A 24684-nucleotide genomic window follows, 5' to 3' on the forward strand; every position below is an offset into this window, starting at 1 on the left:
AAACTCCGGAGTTTGCGCTCACTCGACGGGGCGGGGACGGGTGAAGACCCGGTCGAGCGAGGGGATGCGGGCGCGGTAGCCAGCCAGCAGCTGCCTGGCCACCGTGACGGAGTCGACGAGCGGGTGCAGCGCGAGCGCCTCGACGGCCCTGCCCGGGTCACCGTCGAGGGCCGCCCGGATCGTCAGCTCCTCGACGGCCTTGACCTGCAGCACCAGGCCCAGCTCGGCGCCCCGCAGGGCGGTGACGGGCAGCGGCCGTGGGCCGGCGGCCGTGACGCGGCACGGCACCTCGACGACGGCGTCGACCGGCAGGCCGGGCAGCGTCCCGGCGTTGGCGACGTTGAGGATGAGCGTCGCCGGCTCGTCGCGGGCGATGGCCGCCATGAGGGCCAGCGCGACGCCCTCGTAGCCGCCGCTCTCGATGTCCTCCTCGGACCGGGCCTCGTCCTCGGCACGGTTCTCCTGCATGTACGTCGCGTTGCGCTCGCGCTGGACCCGGTCCCAGGTGGACCACGCGTCGGCCGGCGAACCAGCCACTGCCGCATAGAAGTTCGCCTGCTGGTCGACGAGGAACTCACCCCGCGTCTGCGCACCGTCACGGATCGCGGCGATCGCGTCCCGGGTGAAGTAGTAGTAGTAGAGGTACTCGTTGGGCAGCAGCCCGAGCGTCTGCAACCACTCGGTGCCGAACAGGTGCCCCTCCTCGATCGCGCCGAGTCGGGCCGGGTCGGCGAGCAGGTCGGGCAGCGCGTCACGACCACCGACGTGCAGCCCCTGCAGCCAGCCGAGGTGGTTCAGGCCGGCGTAGTCGATGTCGGCGCCGGCGAGGTCGTGGCCCAGCGCGGCGGCGGCCCGCTTCGCCACCCCGAGCGCCGAGTCGCAGATGCCGACCACCCGCTCGCCGAGGACGCGCTGCATGGCTTGGGTGACCATGCCGGCGGGGTTCGTGAAGTTGATGACCCATGCCTCCGGGGCGAGGCGCCGGACCCGTTCGGCGATGTCGACCGCGACGGGGATCGTCCGCAGCCCGTACGCGACGCCGCCGGCACCGGTCGTCTCCTGGCCGAGCAGGCCGAGGTCGAGCGCGACCCGCTCGTCGGCCGTCCGACCCTCGAGCCCGCCCACGCGGATGGCCGAGAAGACGAAGTCGGCCCCGTCGAGCGCCGCGTCCAGGTCGGTCGTCAGGGTGACCTCGGGTGCGGGGTGACCCGGGTCGGTCGCCGTATGCCGCTGGGCCTGGGCCGAGAGGACGTGACCGATCGCGCGGAGCCGGGTCTCATCCGTGTCGTGCAGCACCACGTGCGTGACGCGCCGGTCCGAGCGGTCGGCAAGCACAGCGCCATACACGAGCGGGACGCGGAAACCGCCCCCACCGAGAATCGTCAGGCGTGTACCTGCCACGTCCGCGACGCTACCAAGGGATGATGGTGGCGATGCCGCACCACCCGTTCGACCCGCTGGCGGCGCTCCGGACCCCCGGCGCGCCCGAGTTCGACGTGTTCGTCCACGGGACGGTGTTCCTCGACATCATCTTCGCCGGGATGCCGGCGCCGATGCCCGGGACCGAGGTGTGGGCCGAGGGGATGGCGTCCTGCCCGGGTGGCATCGCCAACCTCGCGGTGGCCGCCCGACGGCTGGGGCTGCGCACGTCGCTCGCGGCGGCGTTCAGCGACGACGACTACGGCGACTTCTGTTGGCGCACCCTCGAGCAGCAGGAGGGCATCGACCTTGGCCACTCCCGCCGCTTCCCCGAGTGGCACTCGCCGGTGACGGTGTCGATGTCGTTCGCCGGGGACCGGAGCATGGTCTCGCACGGCCACGCCTCCCCGGTGCCGGCCGCCGAGCTGATCGGCGAACCGCCCCGGTGCAGAGCGGTGTTCGTCGACCTCGCCGACGAGGGCTGCCTGACGGAGGACGGCTCCGGCTGGGTCGCGAAGGCTCGCGCGCAGGGCGCCCTGTGCTTCGCGGACGTCGGCTGGGACCCGAAGGAAGAGTGGTCGCGGACCGTGCTCGACAAGCTCGGGCACTGTCACGCCTTCATGCCGAACGCGACGGAGGCGATGGCCTACACCGGGACGACGACGGTGCACGACGCCCTCTACCGGATCGCCGACCGGGTGCCGCTCGCCATCGTCACCAACGGCGCCCAGGGCGCCATCGGGATCGACTCGTCCACCGGCGAGGAGGCGAGCGTGCCGGCCCTGCGGGTCGAGGGGCTCGACCCGACCGGTTCCGGGGACGTCTTCGCCGCCGCGATGGTGGTCGGCACCCTGGCCGAGTGGCCGCTCGAGGACCGGATGGCCTTCGCGGCGCTCTGCTCGGCCCTGGCCCTACAGCAGTTCGGTGGCTCGCTCGCCGCACCGGGCTGGGGCGACGTCCTCGACTGGTGGCACGCCCTGCTCGCCGACCGGTCCTCCGACAGCTACCACCGGTCCCTGCGCCGCCGGTACGCCTTCCTCGAGGAGATCGCCCCACACGTGCCGGTCACGGCGTGCCGGCGAGCAACGGCGACGATCGCCAAGCGCGGCGACCTGCCGTCCTGACCGCTCAGTCGTGCCTCCCGGCGACTGAGCCGAACCGGTCCTCCGGGCCTCCCTCGCTGGCGCTCGGTCGGGTCCTCGGACCTTGGCTCAGTCGCCCGCAATGCCGGTGCGCTCCACCCCCTCCACGATCCACCGCTGCAGGAACAGGAACATGAGCAGGAGCGGGAAGATCGCGACCAGGGCCGCCATGAAGAGCTGGCTCACCTGCACCGACTGTGCGGTGAGGAACGTCGAGAGCGCGATCTGCACCGTCCAGCTCGACTGGTCGCGGCCGATGACCAGTGGCCAGAGGAAGGCGTTCCACGACCCGATGAAGGTGATCGTGCCGATCGCCGCCGCGAAGCCCCGCGAGTTCGGCACCACGATCCGCCAGAACGTCCCCCACCAGCCGAGACCGTCCATGAAGGCCGCCTCCTCGATCTCCTTGGGGAACCCGAGGAAGAACTGCCGGAACAGGAACGTCGCGAGCGCCTGGAACAGCCCGGGGATGATGAGGCCGCGCAGGGTCGAGATCCAGCCGAGGGTGGACACGAGCACGAAGCTCGGCACGAACGTGACGGCCGCCGGAATGAGCAGCGTCGCGGTGATCCCGTAGAACACGGCGTTGGACCAGCGGTAGGGGATGCGCGCCAGCCCGTAGCCGGCCAGCCCCGAGATGAACAGGACACCGACCGTCTGCACCACCGCGATGATCGCCGAGTTGAGCATGCTGCGCGCCATCGGGATGGCCGGGTTGCTGAACAGCCCGGTGAGGTTGTCGGTCTCCCACACCGGCGGCAGCCAGTGGAAGTCGGGCGAGCCGAGGTCCTGCTCGCGCATGAACGCGCTGCGCAGGAGCAGATAGAACGGGATGAGGAAGAGGATCGCCCCGACGGCGAGCGCCGAGTAGCGGCCCAGCGCGACGACCCCGCTGGTCCGACGGCTCCGGACGATGGCCATCAGTCGTCTCTCCCGCCGAGCCGGAGGATCCGGCCCTGGCCGAGCGCCACGATGAGGATGATGAGGGTCAGGATGACCGCACCGGCCGAGCCGTGGCCGAAGTCCTGGCCCGACCCGAGCGCCGTGTAGTAGAGGTAGACGAGCGGCGGCCGCGCATACGGGGGATAGGTCCCGAACGTCGACAGAATGTTGTAGAACTCGTCGAACGCCTGAAAAGCGTTGATGAGCAAGAGCAGCAGCACCGCCGTCGACGTCGCGCGCAGCTGCGGCAGGGTGATGTGGCGCAGCACCTTCCACCCCTCCGCCCCGTCGATCGCGGCCGCCTCGTAGAGGTTCGGGTTGATCCGCTGGATGCCGGCGAGGAACAGGATCATGTAGAACCCGAGCTGCAGCCAGAGCCGGGCCGTCACGATGACGAGCCAGTACCACGGCGGCTGGGCCAGCGACAGCCACGGGATGGAGTCGAGGCCGAACCAGCCGAGCACGTAGTTCGCCAGCCCCGAGCGCACGCCCGAGAAGATCGACATCTTCCAGATCAGCGACGCGACGACGTAGGAGCACGCGGTCGGCAGGAAGAATACGGACCGGAAGAACGCCTGCATGACCCGGGTCCGGGCGACGAGCAGCGCGATCGCGAGCGACGCGACGAAGGTGACCGGCACGATGAACACCGCGAACACCGCGAACGTCCACAGGCTGTCGACGAACGCGGGGTCGCGCAGCATGTCGAGGTAGTTGCCGAACCCGACGAACTCCGTTGGCGTGACGGTGTTGTAGCTGTTGAAGAACGACAGGTAGATCGACCAGATGATCGGCACGTAGACGAACACGACGAGCCCGATGACGAACGGCCCGACGAAGACCCAGAACCAGAGGTTGCGGTCCTGCCGACCACGAAGCCGCGCGCTCAGCGTCATACCGCGTCGTTTTCGGTATGACGCTGAGCCGGCTTCCGCTCCCAGGCTCAGCTGAGCACTCGCTTGAGTTCCGCGTCGGCCACGGACTTGACCTGGGCGATCTGGGCCTTCGGGTCGGCGCCCTCCTTGACGATCCGGTTCATCGCGTCGCCGAAGGCGGTGCTGCACTTCGGGGTCCACAGGAGCGGGCTCTGCGCGTGCCCGACCTCGGTCGCGAGCCGGGCGGCGTCGGCGGCCTGCCCGGACTTGAGCGTGTCGGCCTGCGGGATGAGGCTCTTGCGCGACGGGATGTGGAAGCCGTAGGACGTCGCGAAGTCGAGCTGGTCCTTCGTCTGGTCGATCCACAGCCACTTGGCGAACGCCTTGGCGGCGTCGACGTTGTTGCTCTTCGCGCTGACGCACGAGCCGTAGGCGCCGACCGGGACGGAGTCCTTGCCCTGGGCGTCGAGCTTGGGCCAGGCCATGACGCCGAAGTCGTCGCCGAGGCCCTTCTTGATGTCGGGGAAGGTCCACAGGCCGGTGAACTGCATTGCGGTCAGGCCGTTCACGAGCGCCGACGGGTCGAACCAGTCCTTCGGTGCGCCGAGGAGCAACACCTTGGCGTCCCACATCTCGCGCAGCTTGCCGAGCGCCGTCGCGGCGCGGGGGTCGTCGAAGCCGAACTTGTTGTCCGGGGTGAGGTAGTCGAGGCCGGCCGACCACAGCATCGGGCCGCCCATGAGGTCGGCGCCGCCGGCATTGCCGAGGAAGAGCCCCTTGACGTTGCCGTTGGTGAGCTTCTTGGCCGCGTCGATGAGCTCGTCGATCGTCTGCGGCGGCTGCACACCGGCCTTGTCGAGCATCGACTTGCGATAGACGAGCAGCTGCATGTCGATCACCTGCGGGATCGCCCAGATCTTGTCCTGGTAGGTCATCCGCTGCAGGATCGAGTCGTTGAAGTCGCTCTTGGCGTCACCGAACAGGTCGGTCATCTCGACGACCTGGCCGCCCTTGATCATGTCGATGGTGGGCCCGTTGCCGTACTCGAAGACGTCCGGGCCGGCGTCGGTCAGCAGCGACGCGGCGGTCGACTGGTCGTAGTCGCCGGGCTTCCAGGTGACCTTCACCGTGGCGTTCGGGTAGGCGGCGGCATAGCGCTCCACCGCCTGCTGGGTGCCCGCCTCGCCGTACTGGTGGTACCACTGCTGGAGGGTCGGCTTCGAGCCACCGCCGGCGCTGGCCCCGGACGCCCCCGTCGAGGGCTCCCGGCCAGTGTTGCCGCCGCACGCGGCGAGGACGCCGGTCATGGCAGCGAGCCCGCCGAGGGTGAGAACCGAGCGGCGGTCCAGGTCGAGTCCGCCGGGGCGCTTGCTATCCGTCATGCCAGTGTCTCCGTCACGAGGTGGTCAGTACCCCCTGTTTCTACTCCCCACCGGCATCGGGTGCATCAGGACAGGCCGACGGTCACTCCAGGTAGCGGAAGGCGACGGCATCCCGACGCCGGTACGGCGCCCGGCCCAGTGTCCACATGAGCTGCTCCATGTGGCCGAGCCGTCGGAAGACGTCTCGGCGCAGAGGTCCGGGCAGCCCGTCGGTGAGCCAGAGGACGTGATCGACGGCCTCTGGCGCCACGCCGACCCGGAAGTGGGCCCGTTCGGCGGCGCGCCACTCGGCCGGTTCGAGGACCCGTTGCACGGCCACGAAGAGGACGCGCTCCTTCAGGCTCAAGCACCGTCGGACCCGCTCGGCAGCCCGCTCCTGCAGCGTGACCACCTGTGTCTGGGCCGGGTCGGCGCCGCGGTGGTCGACCGGGTCGGCGCCGCGCTGGGCCAGAGCGTCGAGGGCGAACCGGCACCGCTCGAGGTCCTTGTGGGCCGCCTCCTGCTCATGACGCAGCTCATGGACGGCGACCCGGTCGACGGCCGCTCCACGCTCGCGCACGAGGGGCCAGAGCGCTGCGGCCTCGGCGGCGACCTCGTGGCGCACGGCCATCACGAGCACGCGCCACCGCTCCGCGAGCGCGCGCCACACCGCGACCTCGGCGGCGGGCGTCCGACGGACTGCGCCGCCGAACCGCTCGAGGTCGGCGCGCGCCGCGTGGTGGACGGCATAGGGAACCCTGAGGTCGAGTGGCCCCGCCGGTGCACCGAGCTGTCCGGGGAGCCTCACCTGATCTGGCCAGATCCGGGCCTGGACCGTCGTCGCCATGTCGTGCACCTCTCTCGCTTCCCTCGATGGAACCCGTGTCCGAGCAGGCGCGACTTGATCCACGTCAAGTGTCGGGCGGTCGCCGCTTGACGTGGGTCAAGGCGTGAGACGACCGGGAGACATGAACTGAGGGTGACCCCGGAGCGACCGGGGCGAACCCCAAGGAGCATCACATGCGTACTGCCCGGCTCACGACCGAACCGTTCACCTGCCCCAGCTGCGTCAAGAAGATCGAGGGCGCCCTGGAGCGCACCGCCGGTGTCGCCGAGGCGAAGGTCCTCTTCAACTCCAACAAGGTCCGCGTGACGTTCGACCCGAACAGCGTCTCCGCGGCTGAGTTGGCCGAGGTGGTGACCGGGCTCGGCTACCCGGTTCTCGCGACAAAGGTGGCCTGACGTGGCTCTGACCCTGACCCAGCGGGTAAGGAGCCGGATCGCCTTCACCACAGGCGGGCTCCTCCTCGTCGCGCTGGCCCTGTCCCAGCTCACCCCACCGGTCGGTACGGCGTGGCGCGACGCCGCCCTACTTGCCTCCAGCCTGCTCGCCGGCTATCCGATCGCGCTGCGGGCCGTGCAGGCCCTGCGGGCCAAGGCGTTCAGCATCGACCTGCTCGTCACGATCGCCGTCGTCGGTGCCCTCGTCATCGGCGAGTACGTCGAGTCGGCCGTCGTCTCCTTCCTCTTCCTGTTCGGGGCGTGGCTCGAGGCCCGCAGCCTGGACCGGACCCGTGCCTCGCTGCGAGAGCTCGTCGACCTCGCGCCGACCCGGGCGACCGTCCTGCGTGACGGCCGGCGGGTGACCGTGGACGCCGACGAGGTGCTCGAGGGTGAGACGGTCCTCATCACCAACGGGGAGCGCATCGCCGTCGACGGTGCGGTCCTCACCGGCACCGCCGCCGTCACCGAGGCCTCGATCACCGGCGAGCCGGTCCCCGTCACGAAGCGGGTCGGGGACCGCGTCTTTGCGGGGACCTTCGCCGAGTCCGGCTACCTCGAGGTGGTCGCGGACCGGGTCGGCGACGAGACGACCTTCGCGCGGATCATCGAGCTGGTCGAGGAGGCGCAGGAGTCGCGGACCCGGCGCCAGCGCTTCCTCGAGCGCTTCGCGCAGGTCTACACGCCGGCGATCGTCGTGCTCGCCGTCGTCGTCCTGGCGTGGACGCGGGACCTCGAGTTCGCGCTGACCTTCCTCGTCATTGCCTGCCCCGGCGCCCTCGTCATCTCCGTGCCGGTCGCCGCCGTCGCAGGCCTCGGCAACATCGCCCGGCACGGCGTGCTCGTCAAGGGCGGGGAGTCGCTCGAGGACCTCGCCGCCGCGGACAGGCTCGTGCTCGACAAGACCGGGACGCTCACCGTCGGCCGCCCCGTCGTCACGGCGGTCCAGGCCCTCGGTGGCCTCGCCGAGGACGCGCTCCTCACCCTCCTCGCGGCCCTCGAGTCGACCTCAGAGCACCACGTCGCCCGCGCCATCGTCGCGCACGCCGAGCAACGCGGTATGCCGCTCAGCTCCGACCTGACGGACGTCGAGGTCGTCACGGGGCTGGGGATCGCCGGCCGGGTGGATGGCCGGCCCGTCCTCGCGGGCCGCCGGACACTCCTCACCGAGCGGGGCATCGCCGTCGACGACCGGGCCGTCCTCAGCGCCACCGCCCACGAGCAGCGGGGAGCGACCGTCGTCCACGTCGCCGTCGACGGTCACCTCGCCGGACTGGTCGCCGTGGCCGACGAGGTCCGGGTGGAGGCCGCGGACGCCCTCGCAAAGGTCAGGGACAGCGGCATACGGCAGGTGGTGATGCTGACCGGGGACAACGCGCACACCGCGCGACTCGTCGGCGAGCGGCTCGGCCTCGACGAGGTGCGGGCGGGCCTGCTGCCGCAGGACAAGGCGGCGTTCGTCGAGGAGCTACGGGCGCAAGGGCGCCGCGTCGCGATGATCGGCGACGGGGTCAACGACGCACCCGCGCTCGCGACGGCCGACGTCGGCATCGCGATGGGCGGGGCGGGCACCGACGTGTCGATGGAGACAGCTGACGTCGTCCTGCTCACCGACCGGCTCGACCAGTTCGCGCACGCCCGTCGGGTGGCGCGGGCGACGGTGCGGGTGATGAAGCAGAACACCGCCCTCGCCCTGCTCACGGTCGGGTTGCTCGTCGCGGGCGTGCTGCTGCAGGTCGTGCAGCTCGCCGGTGGCATGCTGGTCCACGAGATCAGCGTGCTGCTCGTCATCCTCAACGCCCTGCGCCTCGTCCGGCTGCGCGGACCGCGGCGGGCGGGGGAGGCCGGTGGCACGACCGCGGCCGGCCGCGAGCCGACCAGGCAGAAGGAGCCCGCCCTGTGAGCCACCCGCCGGGGACGTCGTGCGTCGCGATCGTGCCGCTGTTCGCCGGGCTCAGCCCGGAGGAGCAGGACGAGGTCGCGACGTACGCCCGTCCCCTCCGGCGCTCGACCGGCGAGACGATCCACCGCCCGGGGGACGACGTGTCACACCTGCTCGTCGTGCACCGGGGCCGGGTCAAGGTGTCGCACCTGAGCGCCGGCGGCCAGGAGCGGCTGCTGCGGGTGCTCGAGCCGGGCGACTTCATGGGGGAGACGGCGTTCGTCACCGGCGAGCGGCCGGACGACCTCGTCGTCGCGCTCGGGGACGTCGAGCTGTGCAGCTTCGACCACCGCGAGCTCGGGGCGCTGGTGCAGCACTATCCGGACATCGCCCTGCGCATGCTGCGCACGGTGACCGGCCGGCTCGACGAGGCGGAGCGCACCATTGCCGACCTGACCGCCTCCGACGTCGAGGGCCGGCTGGCCGGATACCTCATCGACCTGCCCACGCAGCGTCGGGACGGCCGGGTCGTGGCACGGCTGCCGCTGGCGAAGAAGGACATCGCCTCGCTGCTCGGCACGACGCCCGAGACGCTGAGCCGCAAGCTGGCGGCGTTCGCCGAGGCCGGGCTCGTCGAGGTGCAGGGCCGCGAGGTGGTCATCCTCGACCCGGTCCGGCTCGAGGAGCGCACCCGGCCCGCTCCCTGAGCATCCCAATCGACAGCACGATCCGCACGATCGAGAGCACGATCCGTCCTGTCGAAAGGACAATCCGTCACCCCGGCTCGGGGCCGGCGCGGCAGGGTCCGGGCCGGCGCGAGCCCCGAACCGGGACTGGGAGGCATGAACAAGGCGCCTCTCGCTCGGGGGTCCGAGAGGCGCCTCGTTCGACACCTACATCGGGGTGGGGATGGCATCGTTACAGGAAGTTTCGAACTTTCTTCTCGAAGCGTCTCGGAGTGGGGCGCTGAGGCAGGCACGCCAGGAGGGCCGGCTGCTCGCCAGGGGCACGGGGCGCGCGGGTCAGGCGGGCACGTGGGCGTCCAGCCACCCGATCAGCTCTGCGGAGACCTCGTCGCGGTTCGTCTCGTTGAGCACCTCGTGACGTGCCTCTGGCCAGAACTTCGTCGTGACGTCGGCGACGCCGAGGCGCCGGTACTGCCCGGCGACCTGCTGCACTCCCTTGGTGCGATCGCCGACCGGGTCCATCGCGCCGGACACCAGGTGGATCGGCAGGTCCTTCGGGACGCGGGAGACCGTGTCGTCCGAGCTGACCTCGGCGATGCCCCCGAGCAGGTCGGCGAAGAACCCGCTCGTGAAGACGTTGCCGCAGCGGCTGTCGGCGATGTACTTGTCGACCTCGGCGTCGTCCCGGGAGAGCCAGTCGAAGTCGGTCCGGTTGGGCTGGAAGGGCTTGTTGTACTGCCCGAAGGTCAGGGTGTTGAGCAGAGTGCTCTTGTGACGGCGTCCGCGCAGGCGTCCCTCCACCGTGGCCACGAGCTGGCCGACCTTGCCGAGCAGGCCCGGGTCGCCGCCGGTGCCCGACAGGATCAGCCCGTCGAGTTCGTCGCCGAACCGAGCGGCATACGAGCGGGCGAGGAACGAGCCCATGCTGTGACCGAGGAGGAAGAACGGGAGCCCGGGCTGCTCGGCCTTGGCGCGCTCGGTCACCAGGTGCAGGTCGTCGACCACGGTGGCGAATCCGCCGGCGTCGGTGAAGTATCCCTCGTCCTCGGGGGCGCTGGCCGTCAGGCCGTGGCCCCGGTGGTCCTGGGCATAGACCGCGTAGCCGGCCGAGGTGAGCTGCTCGGCGAAGCGGGCGTACCGCTCGGAGTGCTCCGCCATGCCGTGCGCGATCTGGACCACCGCCTTGGCCGGGCCGTCGGGCAGCCAGCGGTTGATGTGCAGGCTCGTGCCGTCGGGGGCCGCGATGGTGAAGGTGGCGCTCTGCATGACTGGACAGTAGCGCCCCACGCGATGTCCGGACCGGACGACAGGAAGGACAGGACCCGTCCGTCCTGTTGACCTACTCGTCGGTCCCCCTGAGGCTCGACGGACATCGTCGGCCGGCACGGCCACGGCTCCATGCACAAGACGGAGGACAGACCGATGGGTGTCAGAAGCAGTGGGCGGTCCGGCAGATGGGCCGCCATCGTCATGATCACGAGTCTCGCCGTCGTCGGCGCGCCACTCACGATGGCAGCAGCCGCAGGCACCGCCGCCTCCGCCACGCCGGCCGCCCCCACGGCGATGGGAGCCGGTGACTTCTCGACCTCGTTCGAGGCGGATCAGCCGCAACCCGCCGTATCGACCGTCGAGACCAGCCCCGACGGGCCGCGCCAACGCAACGTGTCAGGGACTGCTTCAGCGAACGGCAGCCTCCTCGGCGCCGTTGTCGACGTGACGGCGAGCGCGGAGAACGCGCCGAACGAGGTGGCCGCCAACCTCGCCGACGCGAACCCGGACACGAAGTGGCTCGCGTTCCAGCCGACTGGCTGGGTCCGCTACCAGCTGTCGGCACCGGCGAAGGTCGTGCGCTACTCACTCACCTCCGCCAACGATGCGCCCGAGCGCGACCCCAGGGACTTCACCCTCCAGGGCTCCACGGACGGGAGTACGTGGACCGACCTCGACCGGCAGACCGGCATCGACTTCCCCAGCCGCTTCGCGACGCGCACGTTCGAGGCCACGAGCCCAGCGGCATACACCTATTACCGCCTCAACGTGACCGCGGTGCACAGCGGCGGGCTCGTCCAGCTCGCCGACTGGGACATCTCCGACGGGTCGACGGGCGGCGGCACGGTCACGCCCATGGTCACGAAGGTTGGGTCCGGACCGATCTCCGGCTACAACATCAAGCCGAGCGTTGGGTGGACGGGTGTCAAGGCGCTGCGCTTCTCAGGCGGACACACCGATGACGGGCGCGGCTATGCCTGGAACCGGCTCTTCGACGTCGAGCTGCCAGTCAGCGACACCACCCGGCTGAGCTACAAGATCTTCCCCGACATGATCTCCGGTGACCTCAGCTATCCCTCCACCTACGCCGCCATCGACCTGCACTTCACGGACGGGACCTACCTGTCCGACCTCCCAGTCAAGGACGCGCACGGAGTGCTCGGCAGCCCGGGCGGACAGGGGAAGGGAAAGATCCTCTACGCCAACCAGTGGAACGCCGTCACCCTCCAGGTCGGCGCCGTCGCGGCCGGCAAGACCGTGGACCGCATCCTCATCGGCTATGACAACCCGACGGGCAAGCAGAACACCCGTTTCGGCGGCTGGATCGATGATCTCTCGGTGGTCGCGCAACCGACTGCGATCGACGCGAAGGACCTGACCAACTTCGTCGACACCCGACGTGGGACCAACGCTTCGAGCTCGTTCTCCCGCGGCAACAACCTGCCGATCAGTGCGATGCCGAACGGGTTCACGTTCTTCACCCCGGTAACGGACGCGAACTCCCAGTCGTGGCAGTACTACTACCAGGCCCGGAACAACTCCGCGAACCTCCCGGTCCTGCAGGGCCTCGCGATCTCCCACGAGCCGAGCCCCTGGATGGGAGACCGCAACCAGCTGTCCGTCATGCCGTCGATCGCGAGCGGCACACCAACGGGCAGTGCCTCCGGACGGGGCCTGGCGTTCGACCATGCCACCGAGGTCGCGCGGCCGGACTACTACAAGGCGGCGCTCGCAGGCGGCCTCACCGCCGAGATGACACCGGCCGACCATGGCGGCATGTTCCGGTTCACCTTCCCAGCCTCGGCCCCCGCCGGCCACCTTGTCCTCGACACCGTCAACGACAGCGGGACGTTCACGCTGGACACCTCAGCCGGAACCCTCACCGGCTGGGTCGACAACGGGAGCGGTCTGTCGGCCGGGCGCAGCCGGATGTTCGTCTTCGGGACGTTCGACCGCCCCGCGACGGGCGCAGGCACAGCCCCGAACGGTCACGCCGGGACGCGATACGCGACCTTCGACACGAGCAGCGACAAGCAGGTCGTCCTCAAGCTGGCGACCTCGTTCATCTCGCTCGACCAAGCCCGGCACAACCACGCCCTCGAGCTCGCCTCACGCAGCTTCGACCAGGTGCGAGCCGCTGCGAAGACGGCTTGGAACGACCGCCTCGGCGTCGTGCAGGTGCAGACCAACGCCGACGTCGTCGGGGACGCGGAACGGGGCACGCTCTACTCGAACCTCTACCGGCTGAACCTCTATCCCAACAGCCAGTTCGAGAACACCGGCAGCGCAAGCGCTCCGCGCTACCAGTACGCGAGCCCTGTTGCAGGAAAGTCAGGATCCGCGACGCCGACTGCGACGAACGCCGCCATCAAGGACGGCAAGATCTACGTCAACAACGGGTTCTGGGACACCTATCGAACCGTCTGGCCGGCATACTCGCTCCTCTATCCCGAGGTTGCTGCTGAGATCGCGGACGGCTTCGTCCAGCAGTACCGCGACGGCGGCTGGGTCGCCCGCTGGTCATCCCCGGGGTACGCCGACCTGATGACAGGCACGAGCTCGGACGTCGCCTTCGCGGATGCCTACCTCAAGGGTGTCGAACTGCCTGACCCCCTGGGCACCTATGACGCTGCTCTGAAGAACGCCACCGTCCTGCCGACCTCCAGCGCGGTCGGCCGCAAGGGCCTCGATACCTCGATCTTCCTCGGCTACACGAGCACCCAGACGGGAGAGAGCGTGTCGTGGGGTCTCGAGGGCTTCATCAACGACTTCGGCATCGGCAACATGGCGGCCGCGCTGGCGAAGGACCCAGCCACCCCTGCGAACCGGCGCGCGCAGCTGACAGAGGAGTCGAAGTACTTCCTGGAGCGCGCGACGCACTACGTCAACGTGTTCAACCCCAAGACCGGGTTCTTCCAGGGCCGGGCGGCTGACGGCAGCTTCGCGAAGGCCTTCGACCCGGAGGCCTGGGGTGGCGACTTCACCGAGACCAATGGGTGGAACTTCGCCTTCCACGCGCCCTTCGACGGGACCGGCCTGGCCAACCTCTACGGCGGTCGCGACGCGCTCGCCAAGAAGCTCGACGAGTTCTTCGCGACCCCGGAGACCGCCACGAAGCCAGGCGGGTACGGCGGCGTGATCCACGAGATGGTCGAGGCCCGCGACGTCCGGATGGGGCAGCTCGGGCAGAGCAACCAGGTCTCGCACCACATCGCCTACATGTACGACTGGACCGGCCAGCAGTGGAAGACGGCCGAGAAGGTCCGCGAGATCCTGCGGCGGCTCTACGTCGGCTCCGAGATCGGCCAGGGCTACCCGGGCGACGAGGACAACGGCGAGATGTCTGCGTGGTACGTCTTGTCGGCGCTGGGTGTCTACCCGCTGCAGGTGGGCTCCGCCGAGTGGGCGGTCGGGTCGCCGAAGTTCACCAAGGCGACGGTGCATCGCACGGGCGGCGACCTCGTCATCTCGGCGCCCGGCAACAGCGAGGACAACCTCTACATCCAGGGCCTCACGGTGAACGGCCAGAAGCACAAGAGCGTCTCGATCAACCAGTCGCTGCTGGGCGGTGCGGCGCGGATTGACTTCGCCATGGGCGCGAAGCCGTCCCCCTACGGGTCACGGGCGCAGGACGCGCCGCCGGCCCTCACTCAGGGCACCGAGGCCCCGCAGCCGCTCCGGGACGCCACTGGACCGGGCCACGGCACCGCCACCGCAGTTGGGGCTGACGATGCTGCGCCCCTCTTCGACAACTCCTCCAGGACGTCGGTCGAGTTCACCTCGCCGACCCCCGCCGTCACCTACACCCTCTCCGGGGTGGGTCAGCGGGCCACCTGGTACACGCTCACCTCGGGTCCCAAGCCGGGCGACCCCGCAGCCTGGCGGGTCGAAGGGTCGAAGGACGGCGGCAAGACGTGGCGGACTCTGGACACTCGCACGGGGCAGAACTTCCGCTGGCGCAACCAGACCCGCCCGTTCGAGCTGGCCGACAACGGCACCTACACGTCATACCGCCTCGTGGTGACCAAGACCGTCGGCGGGGAAACCCCCAATCTCGCCGAGATGGAGCTTCTCACGGACGGTTCGAAGGCGGAGAACACGTCGCTGAAGGTCTCAGCCGCGCCCGCGGCCGAGACGATGCAGGGTGAGTCGTGGAGCGGGACGCTCGCGACCTTCTCGGGTGGGAAGGGCACGACGCCCGATGCCTTCAGCGCGACGATCTCGTGGGGTGACGGGTCGACGTCCGAGGGCACGATCAGTGCCGGCGACCTCGGCTCGTTCACCGTCACCGGGTCGCACACCTGGAAGGAGCCCGGTTGGTACCAGCCGCGGATCACTGTGACGGACAGGCAGGGCTCGGTGAGCGTCCTCGGCGGAGCGACCGTCCACCGGGCCTCCGTCCCGTCGTATGCTGCCGGATTTGACTCGGTCTGCGTCGGCAGGGTTGGGACGATGGTGCCCTGCGATGGCGATCGGGCCGGTCTGTCGCGTGACGCCCTGAACGACGCCGGGGCCGCACCCGGGCGGATCGTGACGGTCCCCGGGACCGATCTGCGCTTCTCCATGCCGGCCATCCCGCTCGGCGAGAAGGACAATGCCACCGGCGTGGGCCAGACGTTGACCGTCCAGCTAGCACCGGGGGCGACGCGGCTCTCGCTCATCGGGACCGCCACGCAGCGGGACCAGGACACCATGGCCAAGGTCAACTTCACCGACGGGAGCTCCGTGGACTACCCCGTTCAGTACGGCGACTGGTGCGGTGCGGCGAAGTACGGCAACGTCGTCGCGGTCGAGATGGCCTACCGGCTCAATGGGACCGGCACCGATGGCTGCCACGCCAAGCTTTTCGCGACGAAGCCGCTGACGATCCCCTCCGGAGAAGCCGTCACGTCGATCACGCTGCCGACCCAGACCGGTGACCCCGGGGCAGTGGGACGCATCCATGTCTTCGCGGTCGCCGACGACGGCGCGCCCCTTGCCGTGAAGCCGGCGAGCGACCAGACCGTCACGACCGGCAGCGAGGCCACGGTCAGCCTGGGGACGGCCTCGGGCGGGACACCGGACAGCACGTACGTGGCTCGGGTCCAGTTCGGGGACGGCACCGAGACGGTCGACGCGACGGTGTCCACGCTGACAGGAGACGGGACCGCCACGATCCGGGCGCGACACGCGTGGACGACGCCGGGCACCTACACCGTTCGGGTCCTCACCTCGGACACGAGATCGGACGTCCTGAGCACGATCCGCGTGACGGTCGAATAGGGGACCAACACTCACGGCGCGCGCTCCCGGCCCTGCCCAGGCCCGGGGGCGCGTGCCGTGATGGTCGTCTCGGCAGCGAAACGGGCGCTCCTTCGGGCTGATACGGCTACGGGTCGGTCACGGAGGGGCGCCCCGTGCCAGGCCCGCAGGAAATGCTGGCAGAGTTGGGCGAGTGGTTGAAGCGTGGTTGCGGATTCAGGTCGACCTGACCGCCGGTGACGGACGGACCCTCGTGCCGTCTCCCGGCCGGCTCATGGTCGTCCCCCCGTCGGCCACCCTCGATCAATTCGGCCTCGCCGTCGACATCGCCTTCGGGCGGTGGGACACGATGCGGGACCGGACCTTCACCCGGCAGACGTCCGGGCGACCGACCCAACGGCGCCGGGACCGGCACCTGTCACCCGACCTCGTCCTCGCCGAGACCCTGTCGGTGGGCGAACGCTTCACGTACGTCTTCGACTCGGACCGCTGCTGGACGCACGACTGTCGCGTCGAGGCGCTCCTCGACCCCGAGGACACGGTGGGGCTCTCACCGATCCCGGTGCCGCTCGTCGGGTGGGGCACGGTCCCAGACCAGGACGGCCGGGTGAGCCGTGAGGTGCCGCTCCCCGCGACGCAGCTGCCCCCCGCCGACCGGTTCGCCGTCCGGGCTGCCGCGGCCAAGAGCGTCGACGCGCTCCTCGAGGAGATCGCGGACAAGGACCTCTCCCTGGTGCTGCAGCAGGTCGGGACCGTCCTGATGCGGGCCTACCGGGCCAACAAACCGCTCCGCAAGCGCCTCACCAGCCCGCTCGAGCGGCTCCGCACGAGCCTGCAGCAGCGGAACTGGACCGGGGACGAGATCCTCGCCTCGGAGATCGGGGCGCTCCTGACCAGGACGGAGCGCCGCGGCCGGACGCTCGCCGTCGACTTCGAGGAACTCGTCGACGTCATGCGCAACGCCGGCGACGAGCCGGGCGGCTACCTGCACCTCGACACCGGAGAGGCCATCCACGCCTTCCTCCGGCACGGCTCCCGCTACTGGGGTGACCCGGCCGAGGAGGGCGAGGACCAGGCCGAGGACGACGACCTCTGGCTCTACATCGACCATGACAGTGACAGCGAGTGGCAGGACATGGCCGACTTCACCGCCCTCGCCGGTGAGCACGAGACGATCCTGTCCGTCGCGATCCGCGGTCGCGGCGCCTTCCGCCGGTTCAAGGACACGGTCCACGACCTCGGCCTCGCCGACCAGTGGTACGCCTTCTCCGACGAACGCGCCTGGGGCCGGGCCCGCTCTGTCCTGCACGACCAGGGCATCCGCGCCGTCTGACCCCGCCCGGCCCCTCGGCGCGACAGCAGTTAGTCCCAGCGGTCACAGGGGTAGCATCACTGCACCCGGCGATGGAGCGCGCATGAACCTGGAGAAGGTGATCTTCGGCTTCTTCGTCCTGCTCGCTGCGACGCTCAACTTCGGCTTCTTTATCGGGCCGCTCAACGACCCCGACGTGCACAACGTCTACGAGCTGTTCGCCGCCGTCGTCGTCAACGTCGTCGCAACGGTCCTCAAGCTCGGCGACCGGACCCAGATCGGGGCGATCCACCTGGCCACGAGCCTCGTCGCCTCCCTCCAGCTCATCGCCGCCGGGATCCTCTGGACGTATGCGACGCAGGTCTCGACCGCCGGCCTGACCCCCGAGGCGACCGCGAGCGTCGTGTCGATGTCGGCCGGAGCCCTCTTCGCCAACGTCGTCTCCGTCGTCCTGCTCGTCATCGAGACGGTCTCCTTCCAGCGGCGCTAGGAGGACCCGTGGGCAACCCGCTGCTGCTCGCCTGGTTCCGGCTCACGCACGAGGACGAGGGTCACGAGACGAAGGGTCGGATCACCCCGGAGGCGCTCGCGCTGAGCCGGGACGAGGCCGCCGACCCCGCGAGCGCACTGCTGCTCTTCCTGCGACGGATGCGCTACCCCCTCATCGCGATCATCCTCATCTTTTCCGTCAGCGTCGTCGGGCTGACCCTGATCCCCAAGACCGAGCCCGACGGGACGGTCGTGCGGATGAGCCTGTTCGACGCGTTCTACGTCGTGAGCTACACCGCCACCACGATCGGCTTCGGGGAGACGCCGTTCGAGTTCAGCGTCGCCCAGCGGCTCTGGGTCACGGCCGTGATCTACCTGTCCGTCGTCGGCTGGGCCTACGGCATCGGCTCGCTCCTCGCCCTGACCCAGGACCGCTCCTTCCGGCGGGCGATCACCCGCCGGCACGTGTCCCGCAAGGTGACCCACCTGCCGGAGCCGTTCCACATCCTCGTCGGCTACGGCAACACGACGCGGCGCATCGCCCGTGCCCTGGACGACCTCGGTCGGCGGTTCGTCGTTGTCGACGAGGACGAGAGCCGCACCTCGTCGGTCGACCTCGACGACTACCGGGCCGACACCCCGGCCCTCTACGGCAATGCCCGCGAGACGCGCAACCTCGTGCTGGCCGGCCTGGCGCACCCACGATGCGAGGGGGTGCTGGCGATGACCGACGACGACCAGACGAACCTCGACGTCACCATGACGGCCGCTCTGCTCCGGCCGGGGCTGCCGGTCATCGCGCTGACCTCCTCCCGGGAGATGGCCGAGCGGATGCGGTCCTTCGACGCGTGGTTCGTCGTCAACCCGCTCGACCGGTTCGGCAACCACCTGCGGATCCTCGCCCGGTCGCCGGCTGCCTACCAGCTGATGTCCTGGCTGACGAGCCCGCCGGGGACCGAACTGCCGGCCCGCCGCCAGCCGCTCCCACACGGGCGGTGGGTGGTCTGCGGGCAGGGCCGGTTCGCCGACGAGATGGTGCGAGACCTGCAGGACGAGCACGTCCCGGTGACGCGGGTGATGGGCGGAGCGTCGGCGTTGGCCCGGTTGGAACGGTCCCAAGCCCGGGAACGGAAGGAGCCGGAGGCGTCGGGTAGTGGCCCTTCGACGGTTGGTGGCCCTCGTCGGGTAGTGGCCCCTCGACGGGGGAGGTCGAGGAGCTGCACGAGGCGGACCTGGAGTCGGCCGTCGCCTTCGTCGCGGCCGCGGACGACGACACGACGAACCTGTGGCTGCTCGACGCGGCCGCGGGCGTGAACCGCAACCTGTTCACCGTCGCCCTCGAGCACCGGGCCTCCAACGTGCCCCTCTTCGACGCGCTCGAGGTGGACTTCGGGATGACGGCGGCCGAGATCACCAGCCGCGAGGTCATGGCCCGCCTCACCAACCCCGGCCTGATGGCGTTCCTCCCGTTCGTGCCCCGGATGGGGGAGGCCTGGTGCGCCGAGATGGTGACCCGCCTCGTCGACCAGTGCGGCACGGGCACCCCGGAGCTGTGGCTGCTCGACCTCGATGCCGAGTCGGCGCCCGCCCTCGCCGCCTGGCTCGACGCCGGCACTCTGACCCTCGGCACCCTGATGCGCAGCCCGGTGGACCGCGACACCTCTCTCCACGCCGTCGCCCTCGCCCTCGTCCGCGACGGCGAGAGCCTGCCCGGCCCCGGGCCCGACGAGGTCCTGCGCCCCGGTGACCGGCTCCTCCTCGCCGCCCCCACCAGCACGCGGCGGGTCCTCGACGCGACCCTCGCGCACGAGCCGACCGCCGCGTATGTCGTCGAGGGGCGCTTCGTCCCCTCCGGCTGGCTGTGGCGCCATCTCACCCGTCGACCCCGCTGACGGGACCTTCGTCCCAGCACGGGCGAGTCCGCCGTCCCTAGGGTCGAAGCGACCCACCGAGTCAAGGAGGCTCCCCATGCGTGCCATGGTTTTCCACGGTCCGGGACAGGCGTCGTACGACGCGATCCCCGACCCCGTGCTCGTCGACGACAGCGACGCGATCGTCCGCGTCGAGGCGGTCACGATCTGCGGGACGGATCTGCACATCCTCAAGGGCGACGTGCCCGCCGTGACACCGGGCCGCGTGCTGGGCCACGAGGCGGTCGGCACCGTCGTCGCCGTCGGAGGCGGGGTGCGCCGGGTCAAGGCCGGCGACCGCGTCCTCGTCTCGTGCATCACCTCGTGCGGCACGTGCCGGTACTGCCGCGTCGGCAGCTACAGCCAGTGCCTCGGTGGCGGCAGCTGGATCCTCGGACACAAGATCGATGGCACGCAGGCCGATTTCGTGCGGGTGCCGTTCGCCGACTCGTCGACCTACCCGATCCCTGACGGCGTCTCGGACGAGCAGGTCCTCATGCTCGCGGACATCGGCCCGACCGGCTACGAGGTCGGCGTGCTGAACGGACAGGTCCGTCCGGGCGACACCGTCGCCGTCGTCGGCTCCGGCCCGATCGGGCTGTCCGCCATGTTCGGCGCGGGCCTGTTCAGCCCGAGCCACGTCATCGCCATCGACATCGCGGCCCCGCGGCTCGATGCGGCCAAGCAGTTCGGCGCCGACGTCACGGTCGACAGCACGAAGGACGACCCGGTCGAGGTGGTCCGTGGTCTCACCGAGGGCCTCGGGGCGGACGTCGTCATCGAGGCGGTCGGCGTGCCGGAGACCTTCGAGCTCTGCACGCGCCTCGTCCGGCCGGGTGGGCACGTCGCGAACGTCGGCGTCCATGGCGGCCCGGCCACGCTGCACCTCGAGGACCTCTGGATCAAGAACGTCACGATCACGACCGGCCTGGTCGACACGTACTCGACCCCGACCCTGCTGCGGCTCGTCGCGGCCGGCCAGTTCGACGCGGGACGCTTCGTGACGCACCGCTTCGCGATGGACGACTTCGAGAAGGCTTACGACGTCTTCCGGCGCGCCGGCGAGACGGCCGCGCTCAAGGTCGTGCTCACGCAGAGCTGAGTCCGTATGCCGCTCACCTCGCTCCCGCTCGGACGCCTCGTCCGGCGGGGGCGGGGTGATCTGCGCCCCACCGGGCCGACAGGGCCCCGCCGGGGAGGTGGGCGACATACCATCGCTGTATGGAGGGCCTCCGGGGCAGTCAGGCCCGCCTGATCTCGGGTGGGAGGACGGACGGCCAGGACGAGCTGCGCGAGCGGCTCGGTGCGACCGTCTCTGCGGCCCGCACGTCACAGTCGCAGCTCACCTCGCTGCTCGACGCGGTCCTGGCGATCAGTTCGGACCTGGACCTGCCGGACGTCCTCGAGCGGATCGTCGCGGCCGCGTGCCGGCTCGTCGACGCGCGCTACGGAGCGCTCGGGGTGCTCGGCCCCGGTGGCGAGCGTCTCGTCGAGTTCGTCACCCACGGGGTGAGCCCGGAGGTGCGGGCCGCCATCGGTGACCTGCCGACCGGGAAGGGCGTGCTGGGCCTGCTGATCCAGGAGCCGCAGCCGCTGCGGATCCGCGACATCCACCAGCACGCCGCGTCGCAGGGCTTCCCGCCGAACCACCCCGAGATGCGCAGCTTCCTCGGGGTGCCCGTCCGCACCCGGGACGAGGTCTTCGGCAACCTCTACCTCGCCGACAAGCAGGGGGCCGACGAGTTCAGCGAGGCCGACGAGTCGATGGTCGTGGCGCTGGCCGCCGCCGCCGGGATCGCGATCCAGAACGCGCGCCTGTACGACCAGGTCGAGCGCCAGACCGAGTGGTCGTCGGCGGTCGTCCGGTTCAGCCGACAGCTGCTCCAGGCGGACGACGACGGGCCGGCGCTCGCCATGCTCGTCGAGGACGTCCAGCTCCTCAGCGGCGCGGCGGCCGTCGCCGTCGTGCTGTGGGAGGACGGCGGTGTCTGGCTCGGCTCGAGCACGTCGGGCGCCGGCCCCGGACCGCTCGAGCCGGAGGACTGGCGGTCGGCCTGGGCGCTCGGCGACGGGGCGCGGCTGCTCCGCGAGGGCAGCGGGGCGGACCGGCTCAGAGCCTCCGCGCTGTCGGTGCTCGGGACGGGCCCGGACGTCGAGGTGGCCGTCGTGCCGGCCGTCATCGCCGAGGTGCCCTTCGCCCTGCTGCTCGTCGCGTGGCCGCCCGGCGACGACGGGCTGGGACGGGCCGAGGCCGCCCGGTTGCGGCCGCTCGCCGACTTCGCCCGACAGACCGGCCTGGCGCTGGCCGCCGCCCAGGGGCAGCGCAACCGGGCCCGCATGGCCCTTCTCGAGGACCGCGACCGCATCGCCCGCGACATGCACGACCATGTCATCCAGCGGCTGTTCGCGACCGGCCTCTCCCTCCAGTCGGCCTCCCCGCTCACCGTCCATCCCGTGGTGCGCGAGCGGGTGCTCGAGGCCGTCGACGACCTCGACACCGCCATCAAGGACATCCGGCACACGATCTTCGAGCTGCACCGGACCGGGGCGGGGTCGAGCAGCATGAGCGACGCCGTCGCGGAGCTGCACGGCGTGGCGGTCGACTACGCCGACGCCCTCGGGTTCACGCCGGAGCTGACCGTCGAGGGCCGGCTCGACTCGCTCAACGGCGACCTGCGGCGGGACGTCGTCGCGGTGCTGCGCGAGGGGATCGCCAACGCCGCCCGCCATGCCAAGCCCTCCTCGGTGCGCGCGCGCGTCACGGTGGCCTCGCAGGTGACCGTCGCCGTGCAGGACGACGGCGTGGGCATCCCCGAGGACGCTCCCCGCAGCGGCCTCGCGAACCTCGCCGACCGGGCCGAGCAGTGGGGCGGCACGCTCGAGATCCGCTCCGGGCCGCGGGAGGGCACGACCCTCGTGTGGCGGGTGCCCCGGCCGGCTCGCTGACGCGTCCCACCCCACGTGCGGGACCTTCGTCCCTGCCCGCCGCAACCGCCTCCGGAGAGGATCGCAGTGGCGGATGCGACCAAGGAGGAGTCATGGATACGGTTCCCACCACCCACAGCATCGTCGTTGGTTTCGACGGGTCACCGGCGGCCGAGTCGGCGGTGGACTGGGCCGCGACGCAGGCCAGGCAGCGCGGGGTCGGCTTGCGCGTCGTCGCAGCGATCCCGTGGCCCTACAACGGGATCGGGATGGGGGCCGCGGCGCCGTTCGACCCGCACCAGCTCGCCCGTGACCTCGCGGCCGACGGCCAGAAGCGGGCCCTGAAGGTCCTCGACGAGTCGGACGTGACGGTGATCGGCCATGCCGACAACGCCGCCAACGCGCTCGTCGACGAGTCCGAGTCGGCCGACCTCGTCGTCGTCGGTCACCCGAGCCGCTCGAGGCTGGGCCAGATCTTCATCGGCTCGGTCGTCTACGGAGTCGTCGCGCACTCGAAGTGCGACGTCGCCGTCGTGCCCGACGGCAACGTCGTGCTGCCCGGACCGCGGCACCCGGTCATGGTCGGTGTGGACGGCTCGGACGCCGCCCTCAAGGCCGTCGACCGGGCGGCGCAGGAGGCTCACCGGTGGGGCGCCCCCCTCGAGATCGTCCAGACGTGGTTCCTCTCGACGGTGACCGGCTGGTCCGGCGCCCTCGCCGGGACGACGATCGTCGACGAGGACGCGGACTTCTTCGGCAAGGCGGCCCGGGAGTCGGTGGCCAAGGCGGCGGCCGAGGCGAAGTCGCTCCACGAGGACCTGGCCGTCGAGACCCTTGTCTTCGAGGAGCACCCGGCTCGGGCCCTCGTCGACACGTCGAAGAAGGCCGGCCTCCTCGTCGTCGGCAGCCGGGGCCTCGGCGGCTTCGAACGCCTGCTGCTCGGCTCCGTGAGCCGGTATGTCATCCAGCACGCGACCGTCCCGGTGCTCGTCGTGAGACGGTGAGGACATGACGATCACGGTCTATCTGCTCGATGACCACGAGATCGTCCGACGCGGCCTGCGTGAGCTGCTCGAGTCGACCGGCGACATCACCGTCGTCGGGGAGTCGGGTCTGGCCCACGAGGCCGCCCGGAGGATCCCGGCCCTGCGACCGGACGTCGCGATCTTCGACGTCCGGCTGCCGGACGGCTCGGGCATCGACGCCTGTCGGGAGGTCCGCTCGGTCGACCCGACGATCAAGGCGCTCGTGCTGACGTCCTTCGACGACGAGTCGGCCCTCGCCATGGCCGTCATGGCCGGCGCGCACGGCTTCGTCCTCAAGGACATCAAGGGCACCGGCCTCGTCGACGCCATCACCCGGATCGCGAAGGGCGAGTACCTCATCGACGAGTCGCGGCTCGCACGGGTCCGCAGCGGCTGGATGCGCCCGCAGGACAGCGACCCGCGGCTCCGGTCCCTGTCACCGCAGGAGCGCCGGATCCTCGACCTCATCGCGGAGGGCATGACGAACCGCCAGATCGGGGAGCGCCTGTCCATCGCGGAGAAGACCGTGAAGAACTACGTCACGTCGATCCTCGGCAAGCTCGGGCTCGAGAGTCGCACCCAGGCCGCGGTCCTCGCCGCGACGAAGGGCCACGAACCGGAGCAGCGCGAGCGCTGGACGGACGCGATCGGCTGGCGGTGAGCGTCAGGGCAGCAGACCTGCCTCGCGCGCGAGCCGCACGGCGTCGACCCGGTTCGCCGCGCCGAGCTTGCGGGCCGCGGTCTTGAGGTAGGCCTTCACCGTGGTCGTCCGCAGGCCGAGGGCCTCCGCGACGGCCGCGTTCGTCCGCCCGGCGGCGACGTGGCGGAGCACGTCGTGCTCCCGGGGCGTCAGCCGCACGGCGGGCTCAGCCGGTATGCCGCTGACGCCGGGCCGGGTGCGCGCGGCCCGGTCGGCCTCGTCGGC

The 24684-nt window shown here is 70.7% G+C and carries 20 protein-coding genes; 13 read left to right on the forward strand and 7 right to left on the reverse strand.

Translation table 11 applies throughout. The annotated features are described in order from the left end of the window. Positions 1–18: 18 nt before the first annotated feature. Positions 19–1401 (reverse strand): 6-phospho-beta-glucosidase, encoded by a 1383-nt coding sequence (locus N864_RS07610; protein ID WP_081793504.1) that lies wholly within the window; start codon positions 1399–1401, stop codon positions 19–21. Between the two features lie 23 nt (positions 1402–1424). On the opposite strand from N864_RS07610, the gene N864_RS07615 reads away from it, so the two are divergent. After that, the gene (locus N864_RS07615) at positions 1425–2543 is read left to right on the forward strand and encodes a carbohydrate kinase family protein (protein WP_051518321.1); all 1119 of its coding nucleotides are present in this window, start codon (positions 1425–1427) and stop codon (positions 2541–2543) included. A gap of 87 nt (positions 2544–2630) precedes the next feature. On the opposite strand, the gene N864_RS07620 is transcribed toward N864_RS07615, so the two are convergent. From N864_RS07620 to N864_RS23580, 4 genes are all read right to left on the reverse strand, one after another. Beyond that, positions 2631–3482, reverse strand: a complete 852-nt coding sequence (locus tag N864_RS07620) for a carbohydrate ABC transporter permease (protein ID WP_034715287.1) — start codon at positions 3480–3482, stop codon at positions 2631–2633. Further along, complete coding sequence (locus N864_RS07625; protein ID WP_034715289.1) at positions 3482–4399, reverse strand: carbohydrate ABC transporter permease; 918 nt, start codon at positions 4397–4399, stop codon at positions 3482–3484. The genes N864_RS07620 and N864_RS07625 overlap by 1 nt, the downstream gene beginning before the upstream one ends. A gap of 47 nt (positions 4400–4446) precedes the next feature. Continuing rightward, positions 4447–5760: an ABC transporter substrate-binding protein gene (locus N864_RS07630; RefSeq protein WP_034715291.1), complete on the reverse strand. Its 1314-nt coding sequence runs from the start codon at positions 5758–5760 to the stop codon at positions 4447–4449. A gap of 82 nt (positions 5761–5842) precedes the next feature. After that, positions 5843–6586: a hemerythrin domain-containing protein gene (locus N864_RS23580; RefSeq protein WP_051518316.1), complete on the reverse strand. Its 744-nt coding sequence runs from the start codon at positions 6584–6586 to the stop codon at positions 5843–5845. 173 nt (positions 6587–6759) lie between these two features. On the opposite strand from N864_RS23580, the gene N864_RS07640 reads away from it, so the two are divergent. Genes N864_RS07640 through N864_RS07650 form a run of 3 tightly spaced genes read left to right on the forward strand, consistent with a single transcriptional unit; the run spans position 6760 to position 9609 of the window. Then, positions 6760–6981, forward strand: coding sequence for a heavy-metal-associated domain-containing protein (locus tag N864_RS07640; protein ID WP_034715293.1), 222 nt, complete (start codon positions 6760–6762; stop codon positions 6979–6981). A gap of 1 nt (position 6982) precedes the next feature. Beyond that, the gene (locus N864_RS07645; RefSeq protein ID WP_240474249.1) at positions 6983–8923 is read left to right on the forward strand and encodes a heavy metal translocating P-type ATPase; all 1941 of its coding nucleotides are present in this window, start codon (positions 6983–6985) and stop codon (positions 8921–8923) included. Beyond that, positions 8920–9609, forward strand: coding sequence for a Crp/Fnr family transcriptional regulator (locus tag N864_RS07650; RefSeq protein ID WP_034715294.1), 690 nt, complete (start codon positions 8920–8922; stop codon positions 9607–9609). Before N864_RS07645 ends, N864_RS07650 begins: the two co-directional genes overlap by 4 nt. 315 nt (positions 9610–9924) lie before the next feature. Here N864_RS07650 and N864_RS07655 read toward each other — a convergent pair whose 3' ends face one another. Then, positions 9925–10854 (reverse strand): alpha/beta hydrolase, encoded by a 930-nt coding sequence (locus N864_RS07655; protein WP_034715297.1) that lies wholly within the window; start codon positions 10852–10854, stop codon positions 9925–9927. Positions 10855–11010: 156 nt separating this feature from the next. On the opposite strand from N864_RS07655, the gene N864_RS07660 reads away from it, so the two are divergent. The 9 genes from N864_RS07660 to N864_RS07700 all read left to right on the forward strand — a co-directional run bounded on the left by N864_RS07660 (position 11011) and on the right by N864_RS07700 (position 24420). Beyond that, complete coding sequence (locus N864_RS07660) at positions 11011–16119, forward strand: GH92 family glycosyl hydrolase (RefSeq protein ID WP_051518317.1); 5109 nt, start codon at positions 11011–11013, stop codon at positions 16117–16119. A gap of 172 nt (positions 16120–16291) precedes the next feature. Continuing rightward, positions 16292–17431, forward strand: a complete 1140-nt coding sequence (locus tag N864_RS07665) for a hypothetical protein (RefSeq protein WP_034715300.1) — start codon at positions 16292–16294, stop codon at positions 17429–17431. 82 nt (positions 17432–17513) lie between these two features. Further along, positions 17514–17900, forward strand: a complete 387-nt coding sequence (locus N864_RS07670; protein ID WP_034715303.1) for a DUF6394 family protein — start codon at positions 17514–17516, stop codon at positions 17898–17900. 8 nt (positions 17901–17908) lie between these two features. After that, positions 17909–19213 carry a potassium channel family protein gene (locus N864_RS07675; RefSeq protein ID WP_051518318.1) on the forward strand — a complete coding sequence of 435 codons (1305 nt, stop codon included), beginning with the start codon at positions 17909–17911 and terminating at the stop codon, positions 19211–19213. Then, a complete protein-coding gene (locus N864_RS07680; RefSeq protein WP_034715305.1) occupies positions 19210–19791 on the forward strand; it encodes a TrkA C-terminal domain-containing protein in 582 nt (193 codons plus the stop codon). The genes N864_RS07675 and N864_RS07680 overlap by 4 nt, the downstream gene beginning before the upstream one ends. Positions 19792–19867: 76 nt before the next feature. Next, a complete protein-coding gene (locus N864_RS07685; protein WP_034715308.1) occupies positions 19868–20911 on the forward strand; it encodes an alcohol dehydrogenase catalytic domain-containing protein in 1044 nt (347 codons plus the stop codon). Between the two features lie 119 nt (positions 20912–21030). Then, a complete protein-coding gene (locus N864_RS07690) occupies positions 21031–22755 on the forward strand; it encodes a GAF domain-containing sensor histidine kinase (protein WP_051518319.1) in 1725 nt (574 codons plus the stop codon). A gap of 92 nt (positions 22756–22847) precedes the next feature. Further along, positions 22848–23738, forward strand: a complete 891-nt coding sequence (locus N864_RS07695; RefSeq protein ID WP_051518320.1) for a universal stress protein — start codon at positions 22848–22850, stop codon at positions 23736–23738. Between the two features lie 4 nt (positions 23739–23742). Then, positions 23743–24420: a response regulator gene (locus tag N864_RS07700; protein ID WP_034715311.1), complete on the forward strand. Its 678-nt coding sequence runs from the start codon at positions 23743–23745 to the stop codon at positions 24418–24420. 3 nt (positions 24421–24423) lie between these two features. Here N864_RS07700 and N864_RS07705 read toward each other — a convergent pair. Then, positions 24424–24684, reverse strand: a 261-nt coding sequence (locus N864_RS07705; protein ID WP_034715313.1) for a response regulator transcription factor, incomplete at its 5' end; no start/stop codon positions are given.

It is taken from the genome of Intrasporangium chromatireducens Q5-1, from assembly GCF_000576575.1.
Lineage (GTDB): Bacteria > Actinomycetota > Actinomycetes > Actinomycetales > Dermatophilaceae > Intrasporangium_A > Intrasporangium_A chromatireducens.